We start from the raw sequence: 16,975 nt of genomic DNA, 5'->3' as shown, positions 1-16,975 counted from the left end.
AGTACGAGGGCCCCGACCCGGCCCGCCGCGACGCCCCCCAGCCCATGCGCCTCTGAGCGACCCGGGGCCCCGGTGTCCCACCCCAGGGGCGCGGGGAACTGCGCGATCAGCCACAACGCACCCGCAGCCGGACCCGGGCGGCGGACCGGACGCGCTCTTCGCCTCCCGTGACGTACGAGGGGCCCCGGTGTCCCACCCCAGGGGCGCGGGGAACTGCGCGATCAGCGACAACGCACCCGCAGCCGGACCCGGGCGGCGGACCGGACGCGCTCTTCGCCTCCCGTGACGTACGAGGGGCCCCGGTGTCCCACCCCAGGGGCGCGGGGAACTGCGCGACCAGCCACAACGCACCCGCACCCGCCCCCGGCACCGCCCGACCGCCCCCTTCGTTCGCCGGGCGCAGCCCACGGGTACCCGCCAGGCATGCCCACCACCGCTCCCGAGGACCAGTACACGGCGGAGCCCTTCGTGCCGGACGGCGCCGACCTCCCCGCCCTGCGCCGCGCAGCGGCCGGCTGCCGCGGATGCCCCCTGCACCGGCCCGCCACCCAGACCGTCTTCGGCGCCGGAAACCCGCACGCCCGCGTGATGCTCGTCGGCGAGCAGCCCGGCGACCAGGAGGACCGGCAGGGCAGGCCGTTCGTCGGCCCCGCCGGCAAGCTCCTGGACCGCGCCCTGGCGGAAGCCGGTCTCGACCCGGCGGACGCCTACGTCACCAACGCCGTCAAGCACTTCAAGTTCACCCGGGCCGAGCCCCGCAAGCGCCGTATCCACAAGGCCCCGAGCCTGCGGGAGACGCACGCGTGCGGGCCGTGGCTCGCGGCCGAGCTGGCGGCCGTGGAGCCCGAGCTGATCGTGGTGCTGGGCGCCACCGCCGGCAAGGCGCTGCTCGGGTCGTCGTTCCGGGTGAGCCAGGTGCGGGGGACCGTACTGGAGGAGGAGATCCACGGGCGCCCGGAGCGGCTGGTGCCGACCGTGCACCCGTCGGCCGTGCTGCGGGCGGACGACCGGGAGCAGGCGTACCAGGGTCTGGTCGCCGATCTGGAAGTAGCCGCGCACGCCCTCGGGTAATGGATAGCATGCACCCATGCCCCTTACCTTCACGCTGGACCCCGCCATCACCCCCGCCCTGCGCGACGGCATCCTCGACCTGTGGTCGGACGTCTCCAACGCCGGCGGAGCCGTCGGGTTCGTGCCCCCGGTGACCCGCGAGGACATCCGTCCGGAGCTGGTGAGGCACTTCGTGGGCCTGGCCGAGGGCCGCCAGCGGCTGCTCGTGGGCCACGACGCGGCGGGCGAGGTGGCCGCCACCGCCTTCATCTCCCACAACACCCACCGGCTCCAGCTGCACTGGGTGTGGCTCTACACGGTGATGGTGCACCCCCGGCACCAGGGGAAGGGGTACGGCCGCGACCTCATGGCGGCGGCCGCGGCCGCCGCCCGCGGCATCGGGCGGGTCGACGCCATCCGCCTCACCTGCCGGGGCGGCCTGGGCCTGGAGCACTTCTACGCCTCCTGCGGCTACAAGGAGGTCGGCAGGGTGCCCGGCGCCATACGCGTCGCCCCCGACGACGACCGCGACGACATCATCATGCTGCTGCCGCTCACGTGAGGCGTCCCACCCCCCGCCGAGATCGGCCGCCGCTCGTGCTTCACTGGACGGTGCCCCTCGTGGGATTTCCGACCGTACGACACGGAAGAGTGGATTGAGATGCTCCGCTACACGCTGATGCGCCTCGGCATTTTCGCCGGCTGCCTCGTGGTCGTCTGGGGAGCCGTCTACTCCGGCATCTTCCCGCGCGGCTACGGCGACGCCAACTTCCTGTGGCTGCTGCTGCTCTCCATGGTCCTCTCGGCGCCGATCAGCTGGGTGGTGCTGCGCAAGGAGCGGGACCGGGCCTCGGTGCAGGTCGTGGGCAAGGTCGAGCGCATGAAGGCCAACCTGGACGCCAACCGCAGCCAGGAGGACGGTGCGGACGACACCGCTCGCACGCAGGGCCAGCCGTCCTGACCGTGCGCTCCGGGGGGCCGGGGCGCAACTAGTCTTGCCCCATGGGTGCCGTGAAGACCAAGCGGATGCCGCGTGCGGTGCGGGAACAGCAGATGCTCGACGCCGCCGTACGGATCTTCGGCCGGCGGGGGTACATGGCCGCGTCGATGGACGAGATCGCCGAACTGGCGGGTGTGTCCAAGCCGTTGGTGTACCTGTACCTGAACTCCAAGGAAGACCTCTTCACGGCGTGCATCCGCCGGGAGGCCGCCGCGCTGACGGAGGCGGTGCGCACCGGCGTGCGGGCCGACCTGCCCGCCGACCGGCAACTGTGGGACGGACTGCGGGCGTTCTTCGCCCACACGGCCGAACACCCCGACGGCTGGTCCGTGCTGCACCTGCAGGCCCGCACCCACGGTGAGCCCTTCGTGGGCGAGGTCCGGTCGATGCGCGAGGAGATCGTCGCGTTCGTGACCCGGCTGATAGCGGTCGCGGCCCGTGAGGCCCACCAGGACCCGCACCTGGCCGAGCACGAGGTCGGCGGCCTCGCCGAGGCCCTGGTCGGCGCGGCGGAGTCGCTCGCGGCGTGGGCCAACGCCACGCCCGGCGTCACCGCCCGGCAGGCGGCGGCCACCCTGATGAACTTCGCCTGGGCGGGTCTGGGGAACCTGATGCGGGGGCGTCCCTGGGTACCGCCGACGGGCGAGGCCTAGCGCGGCACATCGCCGTCGCCGGGTGCGGGCAGTCTGTGGCCGTTCGCGCAGTTCCCCCGCGCCCCTGGGGGGTGGCTTCGCCGTTGCCGGGTGCGGGCGGTCCGTGGCTTGTCGCGCAGTTCCCCGCGCCCCTGGGCAGGTCCACCACAGCCCACCTCAGGGGCGCGTGGAACTGCGCGAACGGCCCCCACTCACCCGCACCCGCATCGGCCCCTAGCGTCACCGGCGCCCCGGCCTCCCCACCTGACCGGACAGATGCAGCCGACCGTCGGCCCCCCGGAGGGAGAACCGGCCCGCGCCGTCCGCCCCGTACGTCACCGTCCCCGGCAGCAGCACCGGCGCCCGGAAGCGGGCCCTCACCACGGTCGTGTCCGGTGTGCCGTGGGCGGCCAGGCAGCGGGCCACCGTCCACATGCCGTGCGCGATGGCGCGGGGAAAGCCGAAGAGGCGGGCGGTGAGCGGGTGCAGGTGGATCGGGTTGCGGTCGCCGGAGGCGGCACCGTACCGGCGCCCGACGTCCTCGGCGAGCCGCCACTCGGCGACCGCGGGCAGCGGGGTGCCGTCCTCCCGCGCCCCGGGTGCCGTACCGCCCCCGGTGCGGTGCCGGGCCAGGTACGTGCTCCGCGACTCCCACACGACGTCCCCGCCGGACCGCAGCCCGGTGACCACCGTGGCCTCGGTCCCGCGCCGGTGCGCGGCCAGCCCGTCGACGTGGACGGAGAGTTCGTACTCCCCTGAGGCCGGCACGGCGGTGTGGCGGACGATCTCGACGGAGGTGTGGACCAGGCCCAGCAGCGGCAGCGGGAAGTCACGGCCGCTCATCAGGCGCATGGCCAGCGGGAAGCCCAGGACGTGCGGATAGGTGACGGGCAGCGCGTCCGCACCGGCGCCGGTGTCCGGGGTGAAGCCGCACACCCGCTCGTAGGCGGCCAGTTTCGCCAGGTCGACGCGGAGTCCCGGCAGCACCAGCCGGGTGCGCGGGAAGCCGGCGTCCGGGGCGGGCCGCTTGAAGGGGGAGCGCAGGGCGCCCCGGGCCAGCAGCGGCGCGAGCGCGGGCGGCGCGTTCAGGGTCACGGCGGTCATCAGGCCCCCAGGGCTCAATCTGCTTACTCTAGAGTAAGGTTACCGGAGGTAAGTCGAGGTGAGCCACTGTCACGGGTGAGGAGCGCATCGACATGGGTCCGCTGAACCAGCCCACGGTGGAGCCGGCGGGCCGCCGAAGCCGAACCCCCCTCACATGACCTCCGACGCTGCACACCCCCGGCCCCGGACCCTTCCCGATCCCGCACAACCCCCTCACAGCGGAGCCGTACGATCACCTGCCTAACCAGCGGTAACCCCTTGTCAGGTCGTCAGAAGGCGTACCGCCGGTTCACGCACGCCCGAGGAGCCGCCCCGTGTCCATCCCGTACGCGAACACCCCCGCCTCCTCCGGCGCCGCGCCCCTGACTCCCGGGGCCCCCGTCTCCGCCGTCGACTACGACGGCCGCCCCGTCCTGGTGGAGCCCCAGATTCTCCGGCTGGACGGCGCCGTACGGGAGGCGTCCGTCCCCCCGTTCGCCCCCACGGTCACCCACGGCTCCCTGGCCGACCTGCCCTTCGACAACGCCGAGGCGGCCCCCCACGCGGTCGTCCTCAGCCGCAGGCTGCCCGACGGCCGCTGGACGGACATGACAGCCGTCCGGTTCGCCGCCGAGGTGCTGGCCGTCGCCAAGGGGCTGATCGCCGAGGGCCTGCAACCGGGCGACCGCATCGCCGTCATGGCCCGCACCCGCTACGAGTGGACACTGCTCGACTTCGCCGCCTGGGCCGCCGGCCTGGTCACGGTCCCCGTCTACCCGACCTCCTCCGTCTTCCAGACCCGCTGGATCCTGCACGACTCCGGCGCGGTCGCCCTGGTCACCGAGACCACGGGCCAGGCCTCCGCCATAGGACCGGAGCTGCAGCACCTGCCGGACCTCGGACACGTGTGGGTGATGGACAAGGGCCACCTGGAACGGCTCGCCGAGGCCGGCGCCGGGGTACCGGACGGCGAGGTGGCCGTACGCCGGGGCATGCTCGGTCCCGCCACGCTCGCCACCCTCATCTACACCTCGGGCACCACCGGCCGCCCGAAGGGCTGCGCCCTCTCCCACGGCAACTTCTTCGCCGAGGTCGACAACGCGATCGAACTCCTCCACCCGGTCTTCAGGAGCCAGGACGAGGAGCCGTCCGTCCTCCTCTTCCTCCCCATGTCCCACGTCTTCGGCCGGATGGTGGCCATCGCCTGCGTCCGCGCCCGCGTCCGCCTCGGCCACGCCCCCAGCCTGGCCCCGCAGGACCTCCTCCCGGACCTGGAGGCGTTCAGGCCGACGTGCCTGCTGACCATTCCGTACATGCTGGAGAAGATCTACAACTCGGCACGGGCCAGGTCCGAGGCCGGCGGCCGGGGCGCCGTCTTCGAGCGGGCGGCGGCCGTGGCCCGGCGCTACGGCGAGGCCCTGGAGGCCCGCCAGACCGGCACCGGCAACGGCCCGAGCCGCTCCCTGAAGACGGCCCGCTCCTTCTACGACCCCCTCGTCTACCGCCGCATCCGCGCCGCCATGGGAGGCCGCGTCCGGTACGCCATCTGCGGCGGCTCCCCGCTCGGCCGACGCCTCGCCGCGTTCTACGCGGGCGCCGGCATCGAGATCTTCGAGGGCTACGGCCTGACGGAGACGACCGGCGCGTCCACGGTCACCCCGCCCCTCAAACCCCGCCTGGGCACGGTCGGCTGGCCCCTCCCCGGCACGCGCGTGCGCATAGCGGCGGACGGCGAGATCCTGCTCGCCGGCGACCACGTGCTCCGCGGCTACTGGGACCCGCAGGCGGGCGGAGTGGTCCCGGCGACCCGCGACGGCTGGCTGCCGACGGGCGACCTGGGCGAACTCGACGACGAGGGCTACCTGACCATCACCGGCCGCAAGAAGGAGCTGCTGATCACGGCGGGCGGCAAGTCGGTGGCCCCGGCCCCGCTGGAGAACTGGCTGCGCCAGCACCCGCTGATCTCCCAGGTGATGCTGGTCGGCGACGGCCGCCCCTACGTCGCCGCCCTGATCACGCTCGACCCCGACGGCACCACCCACTGGCGCCGGATGATCGGCAAGCACCCGGTGCCGCCGGAACTGCTCCGCGACGACCCCGAGCTGGCGGCGGTCCTCCAGCGCGCCCTGGACGAGGCGAACAAGCTGGTCTCCCGCCCCGAGTCCATCCGCCGCTTCACGGTACTCCCGGTGGACTTCACGGAGGAGGCGGGCCACCTCACACCGTCGCTGAAACCACGGCGGGAGCAGATCATGCGGGACTTCGCGACGGAGGTGGAGGGCCTCTACGAGCGCTGAGCCGGGCCGCGCCGCCCGGGGACGGTCGACACCCGCTCCCCGTCCGTTCCCCGCTTCGTCCGGACTCGGCGGGGGCGGGGAGCGGGTTGCCGCCTGGGTCGGTTCGCGGCCCGCGCACGATCCTCGTACGACGCCTGTGGCCAGTCAATCCTTGGGTTTCCTCCCCAACCCCAAGTGTTAGCTTGGGTGTTGTGACCCTGGACGACCTCCGTGTCTTCGTGGCCGTGTGCCGTGCGGGCAGCCTCAGTTCCGTGGCCCGCGACCTCGGCTGCACCCAGTCCGCCGTCAGCCAGCACGTCAAACGGCTGGAGCGCGAGACCGGCGTCGCCCTGCTGGAACGCCAGCCGCGCGGCGTCGTCCCCACCCAGGCCGGCCGCATACTGGAGGCCGCCGCCGCCGAGGGCATCTCCGGCCTCGACCTCGCCGTACGCCACCTGCGCGACCTCCTCGACGGCCACAGCGGATACGTCCGCGTCGCCACCGGCGCCACCACCGTCCGGCACTTCATGTCCGACGCGGTCGTCACCTTCCGCCGCCGGTTCCCCAAGGTCAATCTGGAGTTCCACACGGTCAGTTCCGGACGCGGCACGTTCGACCGGCTCGCCGACGGCACCCTCGACCTCGCCTGGATCACCCTCGGCCCCCCGGTCCGCGGCATCGAGCAGCGCACGGTCGTCGAACTGCCCTGGGTGCTCGCCGTCCGCGCCGACGACCCCCTCGCGGACCGCCCCCGTCTCGACGCCGCCGAACTCGCCGACGTCCGGCTCATCCGCCTGCCGCCCAACTCCGCCTCCGCCGCCCACCTCGACACCGCGTGCGCCGAGCTGGGCGTCCGGTTCGCCTACGAGCCGAGCGTGGCCGACTGGGACACGGCCCTGCTCCTCGCCGAGCTGGGAGTGGGGCGGGCCGTGGTCCCCGCCGTGCCCGGCCTGCCCGTCCCCGGCGAGGGCCCGCTGCGGCTCGTACCGCTCCCCGGGCTCCGCCCCCTCCCCGTCGGCTGGGCCGTCCGCCGCTGGGACGCCCTCAGCCCACCGGCCCGGGCGTTCGCGGACACGGTCGTGGAGTGCCGGGCCGCTGCCCTCGCCTCGCGGTGAGCGGCAACTCCGCCCAGACCGTCTTGCCGACGTCCCGCTCGTCGACGCCCCACAGCGACGCCAGCACCTGAACGACGACCAGGCCCCGCCCGCCCTCGTCCTCCAGCCCACCGGCCAGGAACCGCAGCGGACGGTCGCCCCGCGCGTCGCTCACCTCGATACGCAGCGCGTCCGCGTCCGGCCGCAGCAGCAGCCTCAGCTCGAAGTCCCGTCCGGGCACGCGACCGTGGGTGACCGCGTTCGCCGCCAGCTCGGCCACGAGGAGCTGGGCGGTGTCGTTCTGCTCGCTGTCATGGGCGTATCCCCAGGTGGCGAGCTGGTCGGCGGTGAGACGACGGGCCAGCCTGGCGCCGCGCGGGGTGGCGCTCAGCCGCTGGACGAGTTCGGTCGAGGGGGTGGAGATTTCTACGTTCACGTCACAGAGCGTGGCCGGTCCTCCCTACGCTGACCAGGGGAGACCCGGCGACGGAGGGTAGTCGTACGGGTGCGGTACGTCCGACGTACGAGAGGTACGGGTGCGGTATGGAGGAGCGGGAGCGCAGGCCGGAGACGCCCGCTGAGGAGAACGGGGCGGTGGGGGTCTTCCTCGTGCTGGGCAGGCAGTTGAAGCTGCTCAGGGAGAGGGCGGGCCTGAGTCAGCGGGAGTTCGGCGACCTGGTGGGCTACGGGCCGGACCAGATCTCCTCCGTGGAGAGGGGGGTACGGACACCGAGGCCGGAGTTCTTGCAGCGGGCGGATGAGATCTTGGGGACGGAGGGCCTGTTCAGGGCGGTCATCCCTCAGGTGGAGGAGGCGATGACGAAGGCTCGGACGCGGCATCCCGAGTGGTATCGCGGCTATGCCGAGCTGGAGGCCAAAGCGGTCTCCCTGCACGACTACAGCACCATGGGCGTGCTGGGACTGCTTCAGACCGAGGGCTACTCACGTGCGGTGTTCACCCAGCGGCACCCGCCCCTGGATGAAGAGACCATCGAGAAGCGGGTGGCCGACCGGCTCTCGCGTCAGCAGATCTTCGAGCAGTGGCCGCCACCCGAGTTCAGCTTCGTCATGGAGCAGGCTGTACTGGAGCGTCCGATCGGCGGACCAGGGGTGCACAAGGAGCAGCTCCGCCAACTGCTGCGGATCGGCCGCATGCGGAACGTGCAGCTTCAGGTGATGCCGACAGTCCGATCCGAACACCCTTGTCTGGATAACTCGTTCACCTTGCTCACGCCGAAGGGTAAGGAGCAGGTGGGCTACCTGGAGAGCCACGGATACCCACGGTTGATCACTGACAGGGAAGAGGTCCGCACTCTCGCCGCTCGCTATGGGATCATCCGGGCTCAAGCCCTCAACCCACACGAGTCCCTGGACCTGATCGAGAAGATGCTGGAAGAGCGATGACCATAGAGCAGTTGAGCTGGTTCAAGTCGAGCTACAGCAGCGGCGAGGGCGGCCAGTGCCTCGAAGTCGCCGTCCTTCCCACGGCCATCCACATCCGCGACTCCAAGCAACCCGCCGCCGCCCACCTCACCGTCACCCCCGCCGCCTGGTCAGCCTTCCTTCTGGGCGAGCAGGAACGCCTGAGGGACCGCTGACTCCCCGTGCTGCACGTCCACCGCGCGCACCGTGCTGGAGCGGACGGAGAAACCGGCGTCCGCCAGCAGGTCGGCCATCTGCTCGGGTCGGCGCCGTTGGAAGTCCAGGGACACCGGGTGCCCCCAAGGCCGGTCCACGCTGAGCGGCAGCTCCCCGCACTGGAAGGCGAGCAGCAGGTGGCCTCCGTCAGCCAGGACCCGGTGGAACTCGGCGAACAGCGCGGGTAGTTCATCCAAGGGCGTGTGGATGCTGGAGTACCAGGAGACGACCCCGGCCAGCGAGCCGTCCTCGATGGGAAGGTCCAGCATGGAGCCCTGCTCGAACCGGAGGGCGGGGTGTGCGCGCCGGGCGACGGTGAGCATGGACTCGGAGAGGTCCAGGCCGAAGACGGACAGGCCGAGTCCGGCGAGGTGCGCGGTGACGTCGCCGGGCCCGCAGCCGAGGTCGGCGACGGGTGCGCCGGGGCCGACGAGTTCGGCGTAGGCGCCGAGCAGCGCCCGCTCCAGGGGGCGGCCGGCGAGCGGGTTCCGGAAGTGGTCGGCGTAGTCCTCGGCGACGGTGTCGTAGAAGGCGCGGGTGGCGTCGAGGGGGTCGGTGTCGGTCACGACGAGGGACCGTAGCGGAGTGCGGTGACAACCCCCCTTTAGGCTGCTGTGGTTGGCCGACGCATGACACAGGGGGTACGCGCCGATGAATCAGGCGACGGAGGTCTTCCAGCCACTCCAGGCGGACGACCCCACCGCGGTGGCCGGATACCGGCTGGCCGCGCGGCTCGGCGCGGGCGGCATGGGCCGGGTCTACCTGTCGCACACGCAGGGCGGCCGGCCCGTCGCGATCAAGGTCGTCCGGCCGGAGCTGGCGGACGATCCGGACTTCCGGCGGCGGTTCGGGCGGGAGATCAAGGCGGCCCGGCAGGTGCGGGGCGCGTACACCGCCGAGCTGATCGACGCCGACGCGGACGGCGTGCCGCCCTGGCTGGCCACGCTGTACGTGCCCGGCCCCTCCCTGTCCGACGCCGTGAACCGGCGCGGACCGCTGCCCGTGCCGGCGCTGCTGTGGCTGATGGCGGGCGTGGCCGAGGCGCTGCAGGCGATCCACGGGGCCGGGATCGTGCACCGGGACCTGAAGCCGTCCAACGTGCTGCTGGCCGCCGACGGGCCGCGGGTGATCGACTTCGGTATCGCGCTGGCCGCGGACGGCACCGCCTACACGGCGACGGGCGGCGCGATCGGTACGCCTTCGTTCATGGCCCCGGAGCAGGCGAACGGCGGTGAGGTGACGGCGGCGACCGATGTGTTCGCGCTCGGGCAGACGGCCGCGTACGCGGCGCTGGGCAGGCCGCTCTACGGCGAGGGTCCGGCCGTCAACGTGCTGTACCGGATCGTGCACTCCGAACCCGACCTGTCCCTGCTGCCCGAACCGCTGCGGCCGCTGTTCGCCCGGTGCCTGGCCGCCGACCCGGCGGAGCGCGCCACCCCGGCGGAGGTCGTGGACTGGTGTCGGCAGCGGCTGGGCGCGGACGCCGACGCGGGCGGCGGTCCGGCCGTGTGGCGGGAGATCACGGGGCCGGAGGTCGTGGTTCCGGCGCCCGTCGCCGAACCCACTCCGGCCTTCCCGCAGCCGCTCGCCACGCGACTGCAGCCGCTCGCGACGCAGCCGCAGCCGCCGGCCGGGTGGCCGCAGCCGACGCCGGAACAGCGGAAGGCCGGCAGACGGCGTGCCGCGCTGATCACGGCCGGTGCGGTGGGCGGCGCGCTGCTCGTGGCGGCGCTGGCGTGGCAGGTGATGGACGCCGACGGCGGGGGCGACACCGGGAAGGCGGCCTCGTCCTGGACGTCGGGCACGGTGGAGTCCACCAAGCCCGCCGAGTCCGCTGCCGCGAAGGCGTCCTCGTCGGCGTCCGGGCGGAGGTCTGGGACGGACGCCTCGGACGCGGCCTCCCCGGCGGGCTCGGCAGCCTCGCCCCAGGACCCCCGGCCGGAGGGGTTCGCCCTGGTACGGCTGGACGCCGAGAACTCGCTGAGCCTCAAGGACAAGGAACCCGAGCGCAAGAACCGCAAGGGTGACATCCGCTTCGACTGCCAGACGTCCAGCTGTGAGCTGAAGAGCGACAGCACCGTGTTCGTCCAGATCTTCGGCCAGTCCGGCACCAGCCTCGACGAGTGCCGGCTCATTCTCAGACACGCCACGCGTCACCGCTGGACGCTGGCCGCGGCGGCGGCCGGCACCGACATCTGCATGAAGGACGCCGACGGGAACATCGGGCTCTTCACGATCCAGGTGAAGTCCACCGCCATGCCCGACCTCGCCTTCCTCATGGGCGACCTGACCATCTGGCGTGGCGCGGCCTAGCACCGCCCCGCCCCCGCGCCGGCGTCGCCCAGAATTCGCCAAGAATTCAACAAAAGGGGTGCACCGGAGCGCAGCGGAAAAGGCAGGAGCCCCGTCGCCTGACGGCGCGGGGCTCCTTGGGTACTGCTCTCAGGTTCTGCGATCAGGCAGAGATCAGACGGGGGTGACGTTCTCCGCCTGCGGACCCTTCGGGCCCTGCGTCACGTCGAAGGAGACCTGCTGGTTCTCCTCCAGCGAGCGGAAACCGCTGGCGTTGATCGCGGAGTAGTGGACGAAGACGTCGGGGCCGCCGCCCTCCTGGGCGATGAAGCCAAAGCCCTTTTCGGCGTTGAACCACTTAACGGTTCCGGTAGCCATAAGCCCTCCTTGGGCCCAAAAGGGTTTGCCCTGCCTCCAGAACCTGCACGTGCGAAACGGTGCTGCACAACTGCATTCGTCTGAAAACGACGAGAGCCCGCGGTCACATGCTCCGCAGGCTCTGTACTGCAAGGGAAACCAAACTGCAACTTGCGGCGAGCCTAGCACGCAGGCCGCCGAAAGCAATAGAGGTCAAGATCACTTCACCCGGATGTTTGAATGTCCGCTAGCCCGTTTGGTGGCGGGGTCGGTCCCGGCACCGTAGCGCACGGGGGCTAGTCTCGCGATGTGGACAATTCTCGCACCCGGCCGCGCGTCGGCCACATTCAGTTCCTGAACTGCCTGCCCCTGTACTGGGGGCTCGCGAGAACCGGCACCCTCCTGGACTTCGAGCTGACCAAGGACACCCCGGAGAAGCTCAGCGAGCAGCTCGTGCGCGGGGACCTGGACATCGCGCCCGTCACCCTGGTCGAGTTCCTGCGCAACGCGGACGACCTGGTCGCCTTCCCGGACATCGCCGTGGGCTGCGACGGCCCGGTGATGTCCTGCGTGATCGTCTCCCAGGTCCCGCTGGACCGGCTGGACGGCGCCCGCGTCGCCCTGGGCTCGACCTCGCGCACCTCGGTCCGGCTCGCCCGGCTGCTGCTGGCGGAGCGCTTCGGCGTCCAGCCCGAGTACTACACCTGCCCGCCCGACCTCAGCCTGATGATGCAGGAGGCCGAGGCCGCCGTCCTCATCGGTGACGCCGCCCTGCGCGCCAACCTCCTGGACGGCCCGCGCTACGGCCTGCACGTGCACGACCTGGGCGCGCTCTGGAAGGAGTGGACCGGCCTGCCGTTCGTCTTCGCGGTCTGGGCGGCCCGCCGGGACTACGCGGAGCGCGAGCCGGCCACCACCCGCCAGGTCCACGAGGCGTTCCTCGCCTCCCGCAACCTCTCCCTGGAGGAGGTCGGCAAGGTCGCCGAGCAGGCCGCCCGCTGGGAGGCATTCGACGAGGCGACCCTGGCCCAGTACTTCACCACCCTGGACTTCAGCTTCGGTCCCCCGCAGCTGGCGGCCGTCGCCGAGTTCGCCCGCCGGGTGGGCCCGACGACGGGCTTCCCGGCCGATGTGAAGGTGGAGCTGCTGCGGTCGTAGCCGCACGTCACTACGCTGCTGCACACCAGGCGTTGGGGGGAGCGTGCGCCATGCAGCCGCTGGAAGTGGATGAGCCGGCCGTCGTCGGGCCCTACCGGCTGCTGGGCCGGCTCGGCGCCGGCGGCATGGGCCGGGTCTATCTCGGCCGCAGCGCGGGCGGCCGCACGGTCGCCGTGAAGGTCGTGCACCCGCACTTCGCGCTGGACGAGGAGTTCCGGGCCCGTTTCCGGCGCGAGGTGGAGGCCGCGCGCCGGGTCGGCGGCGCCTGGACCGCGCCCGTCCTGGACGCGGACCCGGACGCCCCGGTGCCCTGGGCGGCCACCGCCTACGCGGCCGGGCCCTCCCTCGCGGCGGCCGTCGCCGACGGCGGACCGCTGCCCGCGCACACCGTGCGGGCGCTGGGCGCGGGCCTCGCCGAGGCGCTGGCGGCCGTGCACGAACTCGGCCTCGTCCACCGGGACGTGAAGCCGTCCAACGTCCTGCTGACCCTGGACGGCCCCCTCCTCATCGACTTCGGCATCGCCCGGGCCATGGAGGGCACGGCGTCCCTGACGTCCACCGGCGTGTCGATCGGCTCCCCGGGCTACATGGCGCCCGAGCAGATCCTCGGCAAGGGCGTCACGGGCGCCGCCGACGTCTTCTCCCTCGGTGCCGTCCTCGTCCACGCGGCCATCGGTGAGCCGCCCTTCCGCGGCGACTCCTCGGCCGCCCTGCTCTACAAGGTCGTCCACGAGGAGCCCGAACTCGGCTCCCTCGGCGGCGACCTGCGGGAGCTGGCGCTGGCCTGCCTGGCCAAGGCCCCGGCGGACCGGCCCGCCCCCGCCGAGGTGGGCCGGCGGCTCGCCCCCGAGGGCGCCGGCCGTCTGATCACGGGCGGCTGGCTGCCGGGCGCCCTGGTGGAACAGGTCAGCCGCAGTGCCGTACGCCTGCTCAACCTGGACACGGGGGAGCAGCCGCACTCGGGCCCCGTGCCGTACACCAACCCGTCGGTGGGCGGGCCTGCCGACTCCTCGGACTCCTCGGACTCCTCGGGGGGCTCCTCCGGTTCGCTCCCCTGGGCGGCGGGCTCTTCCGCCGCGTCCGCGGGAGCGCCCTTCGGGGCGGGGGCTTCCGGATCACCGGCGGGGGCCCGGCCTCCCGGGCCGGCCGGCTCTCCTTCCGGAGCCGGAGCCGCGGGAGCGCCTGCCGAGGCGGTGGGCTCCCCTTCCGGCCCCGGTGCGTTCGGGCCCGCGCCGGTCATGGCGAGCGGGGCGCCGGCCGCCGTGTCCGGGGAGTCGACCGTCGCGCCCCCGGCGGGCGACGTGCCGCAGCCCGGGCGGGTCTCGCTCAGCGTCGCGGCGACCTCCACGCCCGTGCAGGGCGGCCAAGGGCGCCGGGTCAGCTGCACAGTGGCGCTCGCGGTCGCCGGCGCGCTGGCCGTGGCGTCCGTCGGGCTCGGCGCCCTGCTGCGCCCCTGGGTCACGGGCGGCGGCAAGGACACCGGCGCGGGCAGCGGCACCCAGTACTCCCCGGCGCCGGCGCCGAGCACGTCCACCGGCGGCAGCGCCGACACCGACACCGAGAGCCCCACGACCGGCGCCCCGTCGAGCCGTCCCCCGTCCGGCAGCCCCGGTACCGGAAGCGGCGGCCCCGGCACGATCCCCGCCCGCTTCCTCGGCACCTGGGAGGGCCAGGCCACCGGCCTCGGCGGCAGCCTGCCCATGGGCACCTTCCGCGTCACCGTCCACCAGGCGGCCGTGGGCGAGGAATTGGGGCGGCTGAAGCAGACCGACCCGATCGGCGCCGTCTGCACCGACATCCTCACCCTGAAGAAGGTGACCAGGACCCGGATCCTCGCCACCTCGACCGGCGCGAAGGACAACCACGCCGGCTGCAACCCCACTCCGCACCAGATCGAGCTGACACCGGTCGGCGACGACCTGGAGTACACCTCGGACAGCTCGGAGGAGGGCAACCCCACCGCGCGGATGTCACGGGTCGACTAGCCGAAGGACACCCCGGATACCGTGCTGTCCGACGGTTCATCAGGGGGAGAAGATGGCAGCACCGCGGCACGACCCGGACGACCGGCTCGTGGCGGCCGTGACCACGAAGGACCACGACGCCGTACGGACATGTCTGGCGGAGGGCGCCGATCCGGACACTCCGGGTCCCGACGGCCTCCCGGTGCTCTTCACGGCTGTGGCCGCCTTCGACCACGAGAGTGCCGGCATCCTGACGGACGGCGGCGCCGACTGCGACTTCGAGCCGCCGGACGGCACGACACCGCTCCTGCGGGCCGTGGACCTCGGCTCCCCGGCGCTGGTCGACGCCACGCTCGGCAAGGACCCCCGGCTCCGGCTCCCCGCGGCGGTCCGGAAGCGGCTGCTCGACCTGGCCCGGCACTGGCACGAGACCGGCCAGGCCGAGGAACTGCGCCACCGCACCGGGGCCCGGGGGCCGGTCACCCGGCGCCTGGTCGATGACGACGAGTACTCGAAGGTCGGCGAGGTGTCCCTCGGAGGGCTCACCGTCAGGGCGGGCCACAGCGCCGTCCTGACCACGCTGGAGTGGAGGTTCGGCGTGCTGCCGCCGGTGGCGGAGCTGGCGGCGCGGGCCGTGCCGTACCCGGAGGAGATGCACGTCAACCGGTTCACCGCCGGTTACGTCCTCGCCCACCGCAGGAGCCCGCAGGCCTGGTCCGACCTGGCGGCCCTGCGTCACCACCCCCAGCCCGGCCACCGCCGGCTGCTCGCCGAGGTTCTCGGGCACCGGCACTTCCTGGGAACCGTCCACGACCGCCAGGACACCCGGCAGGACGTCGAGTTCCTGGCGCGGTGGGCGCTCGACGAGCCGGACGGACGCGTGCTCGCCAAGGTCCTGGACGTCTACACGAACGACGACCACCCCGGCCAGGAGGCCATCGGCCTCCGTCACGCCGGCCACCCGGACCCGCGCGTGCGCCGGGAGGTGCCGTACTGCCTGGTGCCGTACCGGGCCGCGCCGAGCGAGGCCGCCACCGCCGCCCTGCTCGCGATGGCACGCGACCACGACCCCGGCGTCCGCGTCGCGGTCGCACGGAACCTCGCCGCACCGCGCGAACTCACCCCGGCGGTCCGCGAGACCCTGCTCACCCTGGTCCGGGACGCCGATCCGGGCGTCCGGGGCTGCGCCGCCGAATCCCTCTCCGGGTCCGGCGATCGTACGGCCGCCGTGATGGACGCCTTCGCCGCCCTGCTGGACGAGGAGGACCAGCTCCTGAGGCTGGAGGCCGCCTACGCCTTCGCCCGCCGCGACGACCCCCGCACCGACTGGGCCTACGACCGCGTGGGACCGCTCGGCCCCGGTTTCGAGCACGATCACCGCGTGTCCGCTCACTGGCACTACCACCGGCGCAACCGGCCCGAGCCTGCCTGACGTTCGGCTCGGAGTCCGCACTCGGGACCCTGACCCGGCCCCGCCGTCACTACTGTGTCCACGTCGGGCGAGGCCGGATGGAAGCGGGGACGGATGGACGTGGGCGGGATGACCACGGTGGTGCTGGTGTCCGTCGCCGGGGTGTGGGGAGCGCTGGCCGGCACCCTGCTGCCCCGCGCCGCCTACCGGTTCGCCGTCCCGCCCGGCGAGCCCTGGCGGGACCGGTGCCCGGACGGCCACGCGATCCGGGGATGGCTGGGCCGGGCGGGGTGCGCCCGTTGCCCGGGCGACGGGCCGTCCGCCGCAGCCACCGCCACGGCCGGCGCGCTCACCTGCGCCGCCCTCGCCGCCGCCACCGGCACCCGGCCCGAGCTGGCGGTGTGGCTGCTGCTCGCGCCCGTCGCGGTGCTGCTGGCCGTCGTGGACTTCCGGGTGCACCGGCTGCCCGACCCGCTGACCCTGCCGCTCGCCGCCGCCGCGCTCACCCTGCTCGGCCTCACCGCCCAGCTGCCCGAGCACACCGGCCACTGGCTCACCGCGCTCTACGGCGCCCTCGCGCTCGGCGGCGGCTACTGCGTGCTGTTCCTCATCAACCCGGCCGGCATGGGCTTCGGCGACGTGAAACTCGCCGTCGGCATGGGCGCCGTGCTCGGCTGGTACGGCTGGCCCACCGTGCTGCTCGGCGCCTTCGCCGGGTTCCTGCTCGGCGCGCTCTACGGCGGCGCGCTCGTCGTCGCCCGGCGTGCGGGCCGCAAGTCGGCCATCCCGTTCGGCCCGTTCCTGATGGCCGGCGCCTTCGCCGGACTGCTCGCCGGCGCGTACGCGGCCTGACGTGAGGGGGGACAAAACGCTGGCGTAGGCTGGTTCGGTCCGTCCACACCCCTTGACGAAAGGGCCCCCTGGTGACCGAGAAGGCCGACCTCCAGTCTGTCCTCGACCGAGCCGCTGCCGGTGGGCGGATCACTCCCGAGGAGGCGCTGGTCCTCTACCGGGACGCTC

General features: G+C 73.3%; 17 protein-coding genes. 13 read left to right on the top strand and 4 right to left on the bottom strand.

Annotation, left to right across the window (positions count from 1 at the left end; all coding sequences use genetic code 11):
* Positions 1 to 423: 423 nt before the first annotated feature.
* From IE177_RS34355 to IE177_RS34340, 4 genes are all read left to right on the top strand, one after another.
* Positions 424 to 1,071: a UdgX family uracil-DNA binding protein gene (locus IE177_RS34355; protein WP_190019410.1), complete on the top strand. Its 648-nt coding sequence runs from the start codon at positions 424 to 426 to the stop codon at positions 1,069 to 1,071.
* Positions 1,072 to 1,087: 16 nt separating this feature from the next.
* Positions 1,088 to 1,612: a GNAT family N-acetyltransferase gene (locus IE177_RS34350; protein ID WP_190019409.1), complete on the top strand. Its 525-nt coding sequence runs from the start codon at positions 1,088 to 1,090 to the stop codon at positions 1,610 to 1,612.
* A 99-nt stretch (positions 1,613 to 1,711) separates the two neighbouring features.
* The gene (locus IE177_RS34345; protein ID WP_190019408.1) at positions 1,712 to 2,011 is read left to right on the top strand and encodes a DUF4229 domain-containing protein; all 300 of its coding nucleotides are present in this window, start codon (positions 1,712 to 1,714) and stop codon (positions 2,009 to 2,011) included.
* A 41-nt stretch (positions 2,012 to 2,052) separates the two neighbouring features.
* A complete protein-coding gene (locus IE177_RS34340; RefSeq protein WP_190019407.1) occupies positions 2,053 to 2,703 on the top strand; it encodes a TetR/AcrR family transcriptional regulator in 651 nt (216 codons plus the stop codon).
* A 219-nt stretch (positions 2,704 to 2,922) separates the two neighbouring features.
* Here IE177_RS34340 and IE177_RS34335 read toward each other — a convergent pair whose 3' ends face one another.
* Positions 2,923 to 3,786: a MaoC family dehydratase gene (locus IE177_RS34335; RefSeq protein ID WP_190019413.1), complete on the bottom strand. Its 864-nt coding sequence runs from the start codon at positions 3,784 to 3,786 to the stop codon at positions 2,923 to 2,925.
* A gap of 362 nt (positions 3,787 to 4,148) precedes the next feature.
* Here IE177_RS34335 and IE177_RS34330 point away from each other — a divergent pair, with 362 nt between their 5' ends.
* Positions 4,149 to 6,062 (top strand): AMP-dependent synthetase/ligase, encoded by a 1,914-nt coding sequence (locus IE177_RS34330; protein WP_190019412.1) that lies wholly within the window; start codon positions 4,149 to 4,151, stop codon positions 6,060 to 6,062.
* A gap of 191 nt (positions 6,063 to 6,253) precedes the next feature.
* On the top strand, positions 6,254 to 7,156 hold the full coding sequence (locus IE177_RS34325; protein ID WP_190019406.1) for a LysR family transcriptional regulator: 903 nt from the start codon (positions 6,254 to 6,256) through the stop codon (positions 7,154 to 7,156).
* On the opposite strand, the gene IE177_RS34320 is transcribed toward IE177_RS34325, so the two are convergent.
* On the bottom strand, positions 7,086 to 7,571 hold the full coding sequence (locus IE177_RS34320; RefSeq protein WP_190019405.1) for an ATP-binding protein: 486 nt from the start codon (positions 7,569 to 7,571) through the stop codon (positions 7,086 to 7,088). The two genes, IE177_RS34325 and IE177_RS34320, sit on opposite strands and share 71 nt — an antisense overlap.
* Before the next feature lie 107 nt (positions 7,572 to 7,678).
* On the opposite strand from IE177_RS34320, the gene IE177_RS34315 reads away from it, so the two are divergent.
* Both IE177_RS34315 and IE177_RS34310 read left to right on the top strand, forming a co-directional pair.
* The gene (locus tag IE177_RS34315; RefSeq protein ID WP_190019404.1) at positions 7,679 to 8,539 is read left to right on the top strand and encodes a helix-turn-helix domain-containing protein; all 861 of its coding nucleotides are present in this window, start codon (positions 7,679 to 7,681) and stop codon (positions 8,537 to 8,539) included.
* On the top strand, positions 8,536 to 8,733 hold the full coding sequence (locus IE177_RS34310) for a DUF397 domain-containing protein (RefSeq protein ID WP_190019403.1): 198 nt from the start codon (positions 8,536 to 8,538) through the stop codon (positions 8,731 to 8,733). The genes IE177_RS34315 and IE177_RS34310 overlap by 4 nt, the downstream gene beginning before the upstream one ends.
* Here IE177_RS34310 and IE177_RS34305 read toward each other — a convergent pair.
* Complete coding sequence (locus tag IE177_RS34305) at positions 8,689 to 9,339, bottom strand: class I SAM-dependent methyltransferase (protein ID WP_190019402.1); 651 nt, start codon at positions 9,337 to 9,339, stop codon at positions 8,689 to 8,691. The genes IE177_RS34310 and IE177_RS34305 overlap by 45 nt on opposite strands.
* Positions 9,340 to 9,424: 85 nt before the next feature.
* On the opposite strand from IE177_RS34305, the gene IE177_RS34300 reads away from it, so the two are divergent.
* On the top strand, positions 9,425 to 11,086 hold the full coding sequence (locus IE177_RS34300; protein ID WP_190019401.1) for a serine/threonine-protein kinase: 1,662 nt from the start codon (positions 9,425 to 9,427) through the stop codon (positions 11,084 to 11,086).
* Positions 11,087 to 11,239: 153 nt separating this feature from the next.
* Here IE177_RS34300 and IE177_RS34295 read toward each other — a convergent pair whose 3' ends face one another.
* Positions 11,240 to 11,443, bottom strand: a complete 204-nt coding sequence (locus IE177_RS34295) for a cold-shock protein (RefSeq protein ID WP_003992177.1) — start codon at positions 11,441 to 11,443, stop codon at positions 11,240 to 11,242.
* 288 nt (positions 11,444 to 11,731) lie between these two features.
* Here IE177_RS34295 and IE177_RS34290 point away from each other — a divergent pair, with 288 nt between their 5' ends.
* The 4 genes from IE177_RS34290 (at position 11,732) to IE177_RS34275 (ending at position 16,807) form a co-directional block, all read left to right on the top strand.
* On the top strand, positions 11,732 to 12,580 hold the full coding sequence (locus tag IE177_RS34290; RefSeq protein ID WP_190019400.1) for a menaquinone biosynthetic enzyme MqnA/MqnD family protein: 849 nt from the start codon (positions 11,732 to 11,734) through the stop codon (positions 12,578 to 12,580).
* A 50-nt stretch (positions 12,581 to 12,630) separates the two neighbouring features.
* The gene (locus IE177_RS34285) at positions 12,631 to 14,565 is read left to right on the top strand and encodes a serine/threonine-protein kinase (protein ID WP_190019399.1); all 1,935 of its coding nucleotides are present in this window, start codon (positions 12,631 to 12,633) and stop codon (positions 14,563 to 14,565) included.
* A gap of 52 nt (positions 14,566 to 14,617) precedes the next feature.
* On the top strand, positions 14,618 to 15,976 hold the full coding sequence (locus tag IE177_RS35670; RefSeq protein ID WP_190019398.1) for a HEAT repeat domain-containing protein: 1,359 nt from the start codon (positions 14,618 to 14,620) through the stop codon (positions 15,974 to 15,976).
* 108 nt (positions 15,977 to 16,084) lie between these two features.
* Positions 16,085 to 16,807 carry a prepilin peptidase gene (locus IE177_RS34275; protein WP_190019411.1) on the top strand — a complete coding sequence of 241 codons (723 nt, stop codon included), beginning with the start codon at positions 16,085 to 16,087 and terminating at the stop codon, positions 16,805 to 16,807.
* Positions 16,808 to 16,975 lie beyond the last annotated feature (168 nt).

Origin of the sequence: Streptomyces lucensis JCM 4490 (genome assembly GCF_014650035.1) — a bacterium.
GTDB lineage: Bacteria > Actinomycetota > Actinomycetes > Streptomycetales > Streptomycetaceae > Streptomyces > Streptomyces lucensis.
Note: the sequence above shows the minus strand (reverse complement) of the source record. Positions and strands in the feature narration are given on the sequence as shown.

What these genes read in the sequence shown, in the direction of transcription:
- IE177_RS34295 (WP_003992177.1), bottom strand. Translation starts at nt 11,443, where the DNA reads ATGGCTACCGGAACCGTTAAGTGGTTCAACGCCGAAAAGGGCTTTGGC.
- IE177_RS34285 (WP_190019399.1), top strand. Translation starts at nt 12,631, where the DNA reads ATGCAGCCGCTGGAAGTGGATGAGCCGGCCGTCGTCGGGCCCTACCGG.
- IE177_RS35670 (WP_190019398.1), top strand. Translation starts at nt 14,618, where the DNA reads ATGGCAGCACCGCGGCACGACCCGGACGACCGGCTCGTGGCGGCCGTG.
- IE177_RS34340 (WP_190019407.1), top strand. Translation starts at nt 2,053, where the DNA reads ATGGGTGCCGTGAAGACCAAGCGGATGCCGCGTGCGGTGCGGGAACAG.
- IE177_RS34315 (WP_190019404.1), top strand. Translation starts at nt 7,679, where the DNA reads ATGGAGGAGCGGGAGCGCAGGCCGGAGACGCCCGCTGAGGAGAACGGG.
- IE177_RS34310 (WP_190019403.1), top strand. Translation starts at nt 8,536, where the DNA reads ATGACCATAGAGCAGTTGAGCTGGTTCAAGTCGAGCTACAGCAGCGGC.
- IE177_RS34355 (WP_190019410.1), top strand. Translation starts at nt 424, where the DNA reads ATGCCCACCACCGCTCCCGAGGACCAGTACACGGCGGAGCCCTTCGTG.
- IE177_RS34350 (WP_190019409.1), top strand. Translation starts at nt 1,088, where the DNA reads ATGCCCCTTACCTTCACGCTGGACCCCGCCATCACCCCCGCCCTGCGC.
- IE177_RS34335 (WP_190019413.1), bottom strand. Translation starts at nt 3,786, where the DNA reads ATGACCGCCGTGACCCTGAACGCGCCGCCCGCGCTCGCGCCGCTGCTG.
- IE177_RS34345 (WP_190019408.1), top strand. Translation starts at nt 1,712, where the DNA reads ATGCTCCGCTACACGCTGATGCGCCTCGGCATTTTCGCCGGCTGCCTC.
- IE177_RS34275 (WP_190019411.1), top strand. Translation starts at nt 16,085, where the DNA reads ATGACCACGGTGGTGCTGGTGTCCGTCGCCGGGGTGTGGGGAGCGCTG.
- IE177_RS34300 (WP_190019401.1), top strand. Translation starts at nt 9,425, where the DNA reads ATGAATCAGGCGACGGAGGTCTTCCAGCCACTCCAGGCGGACGACCCC.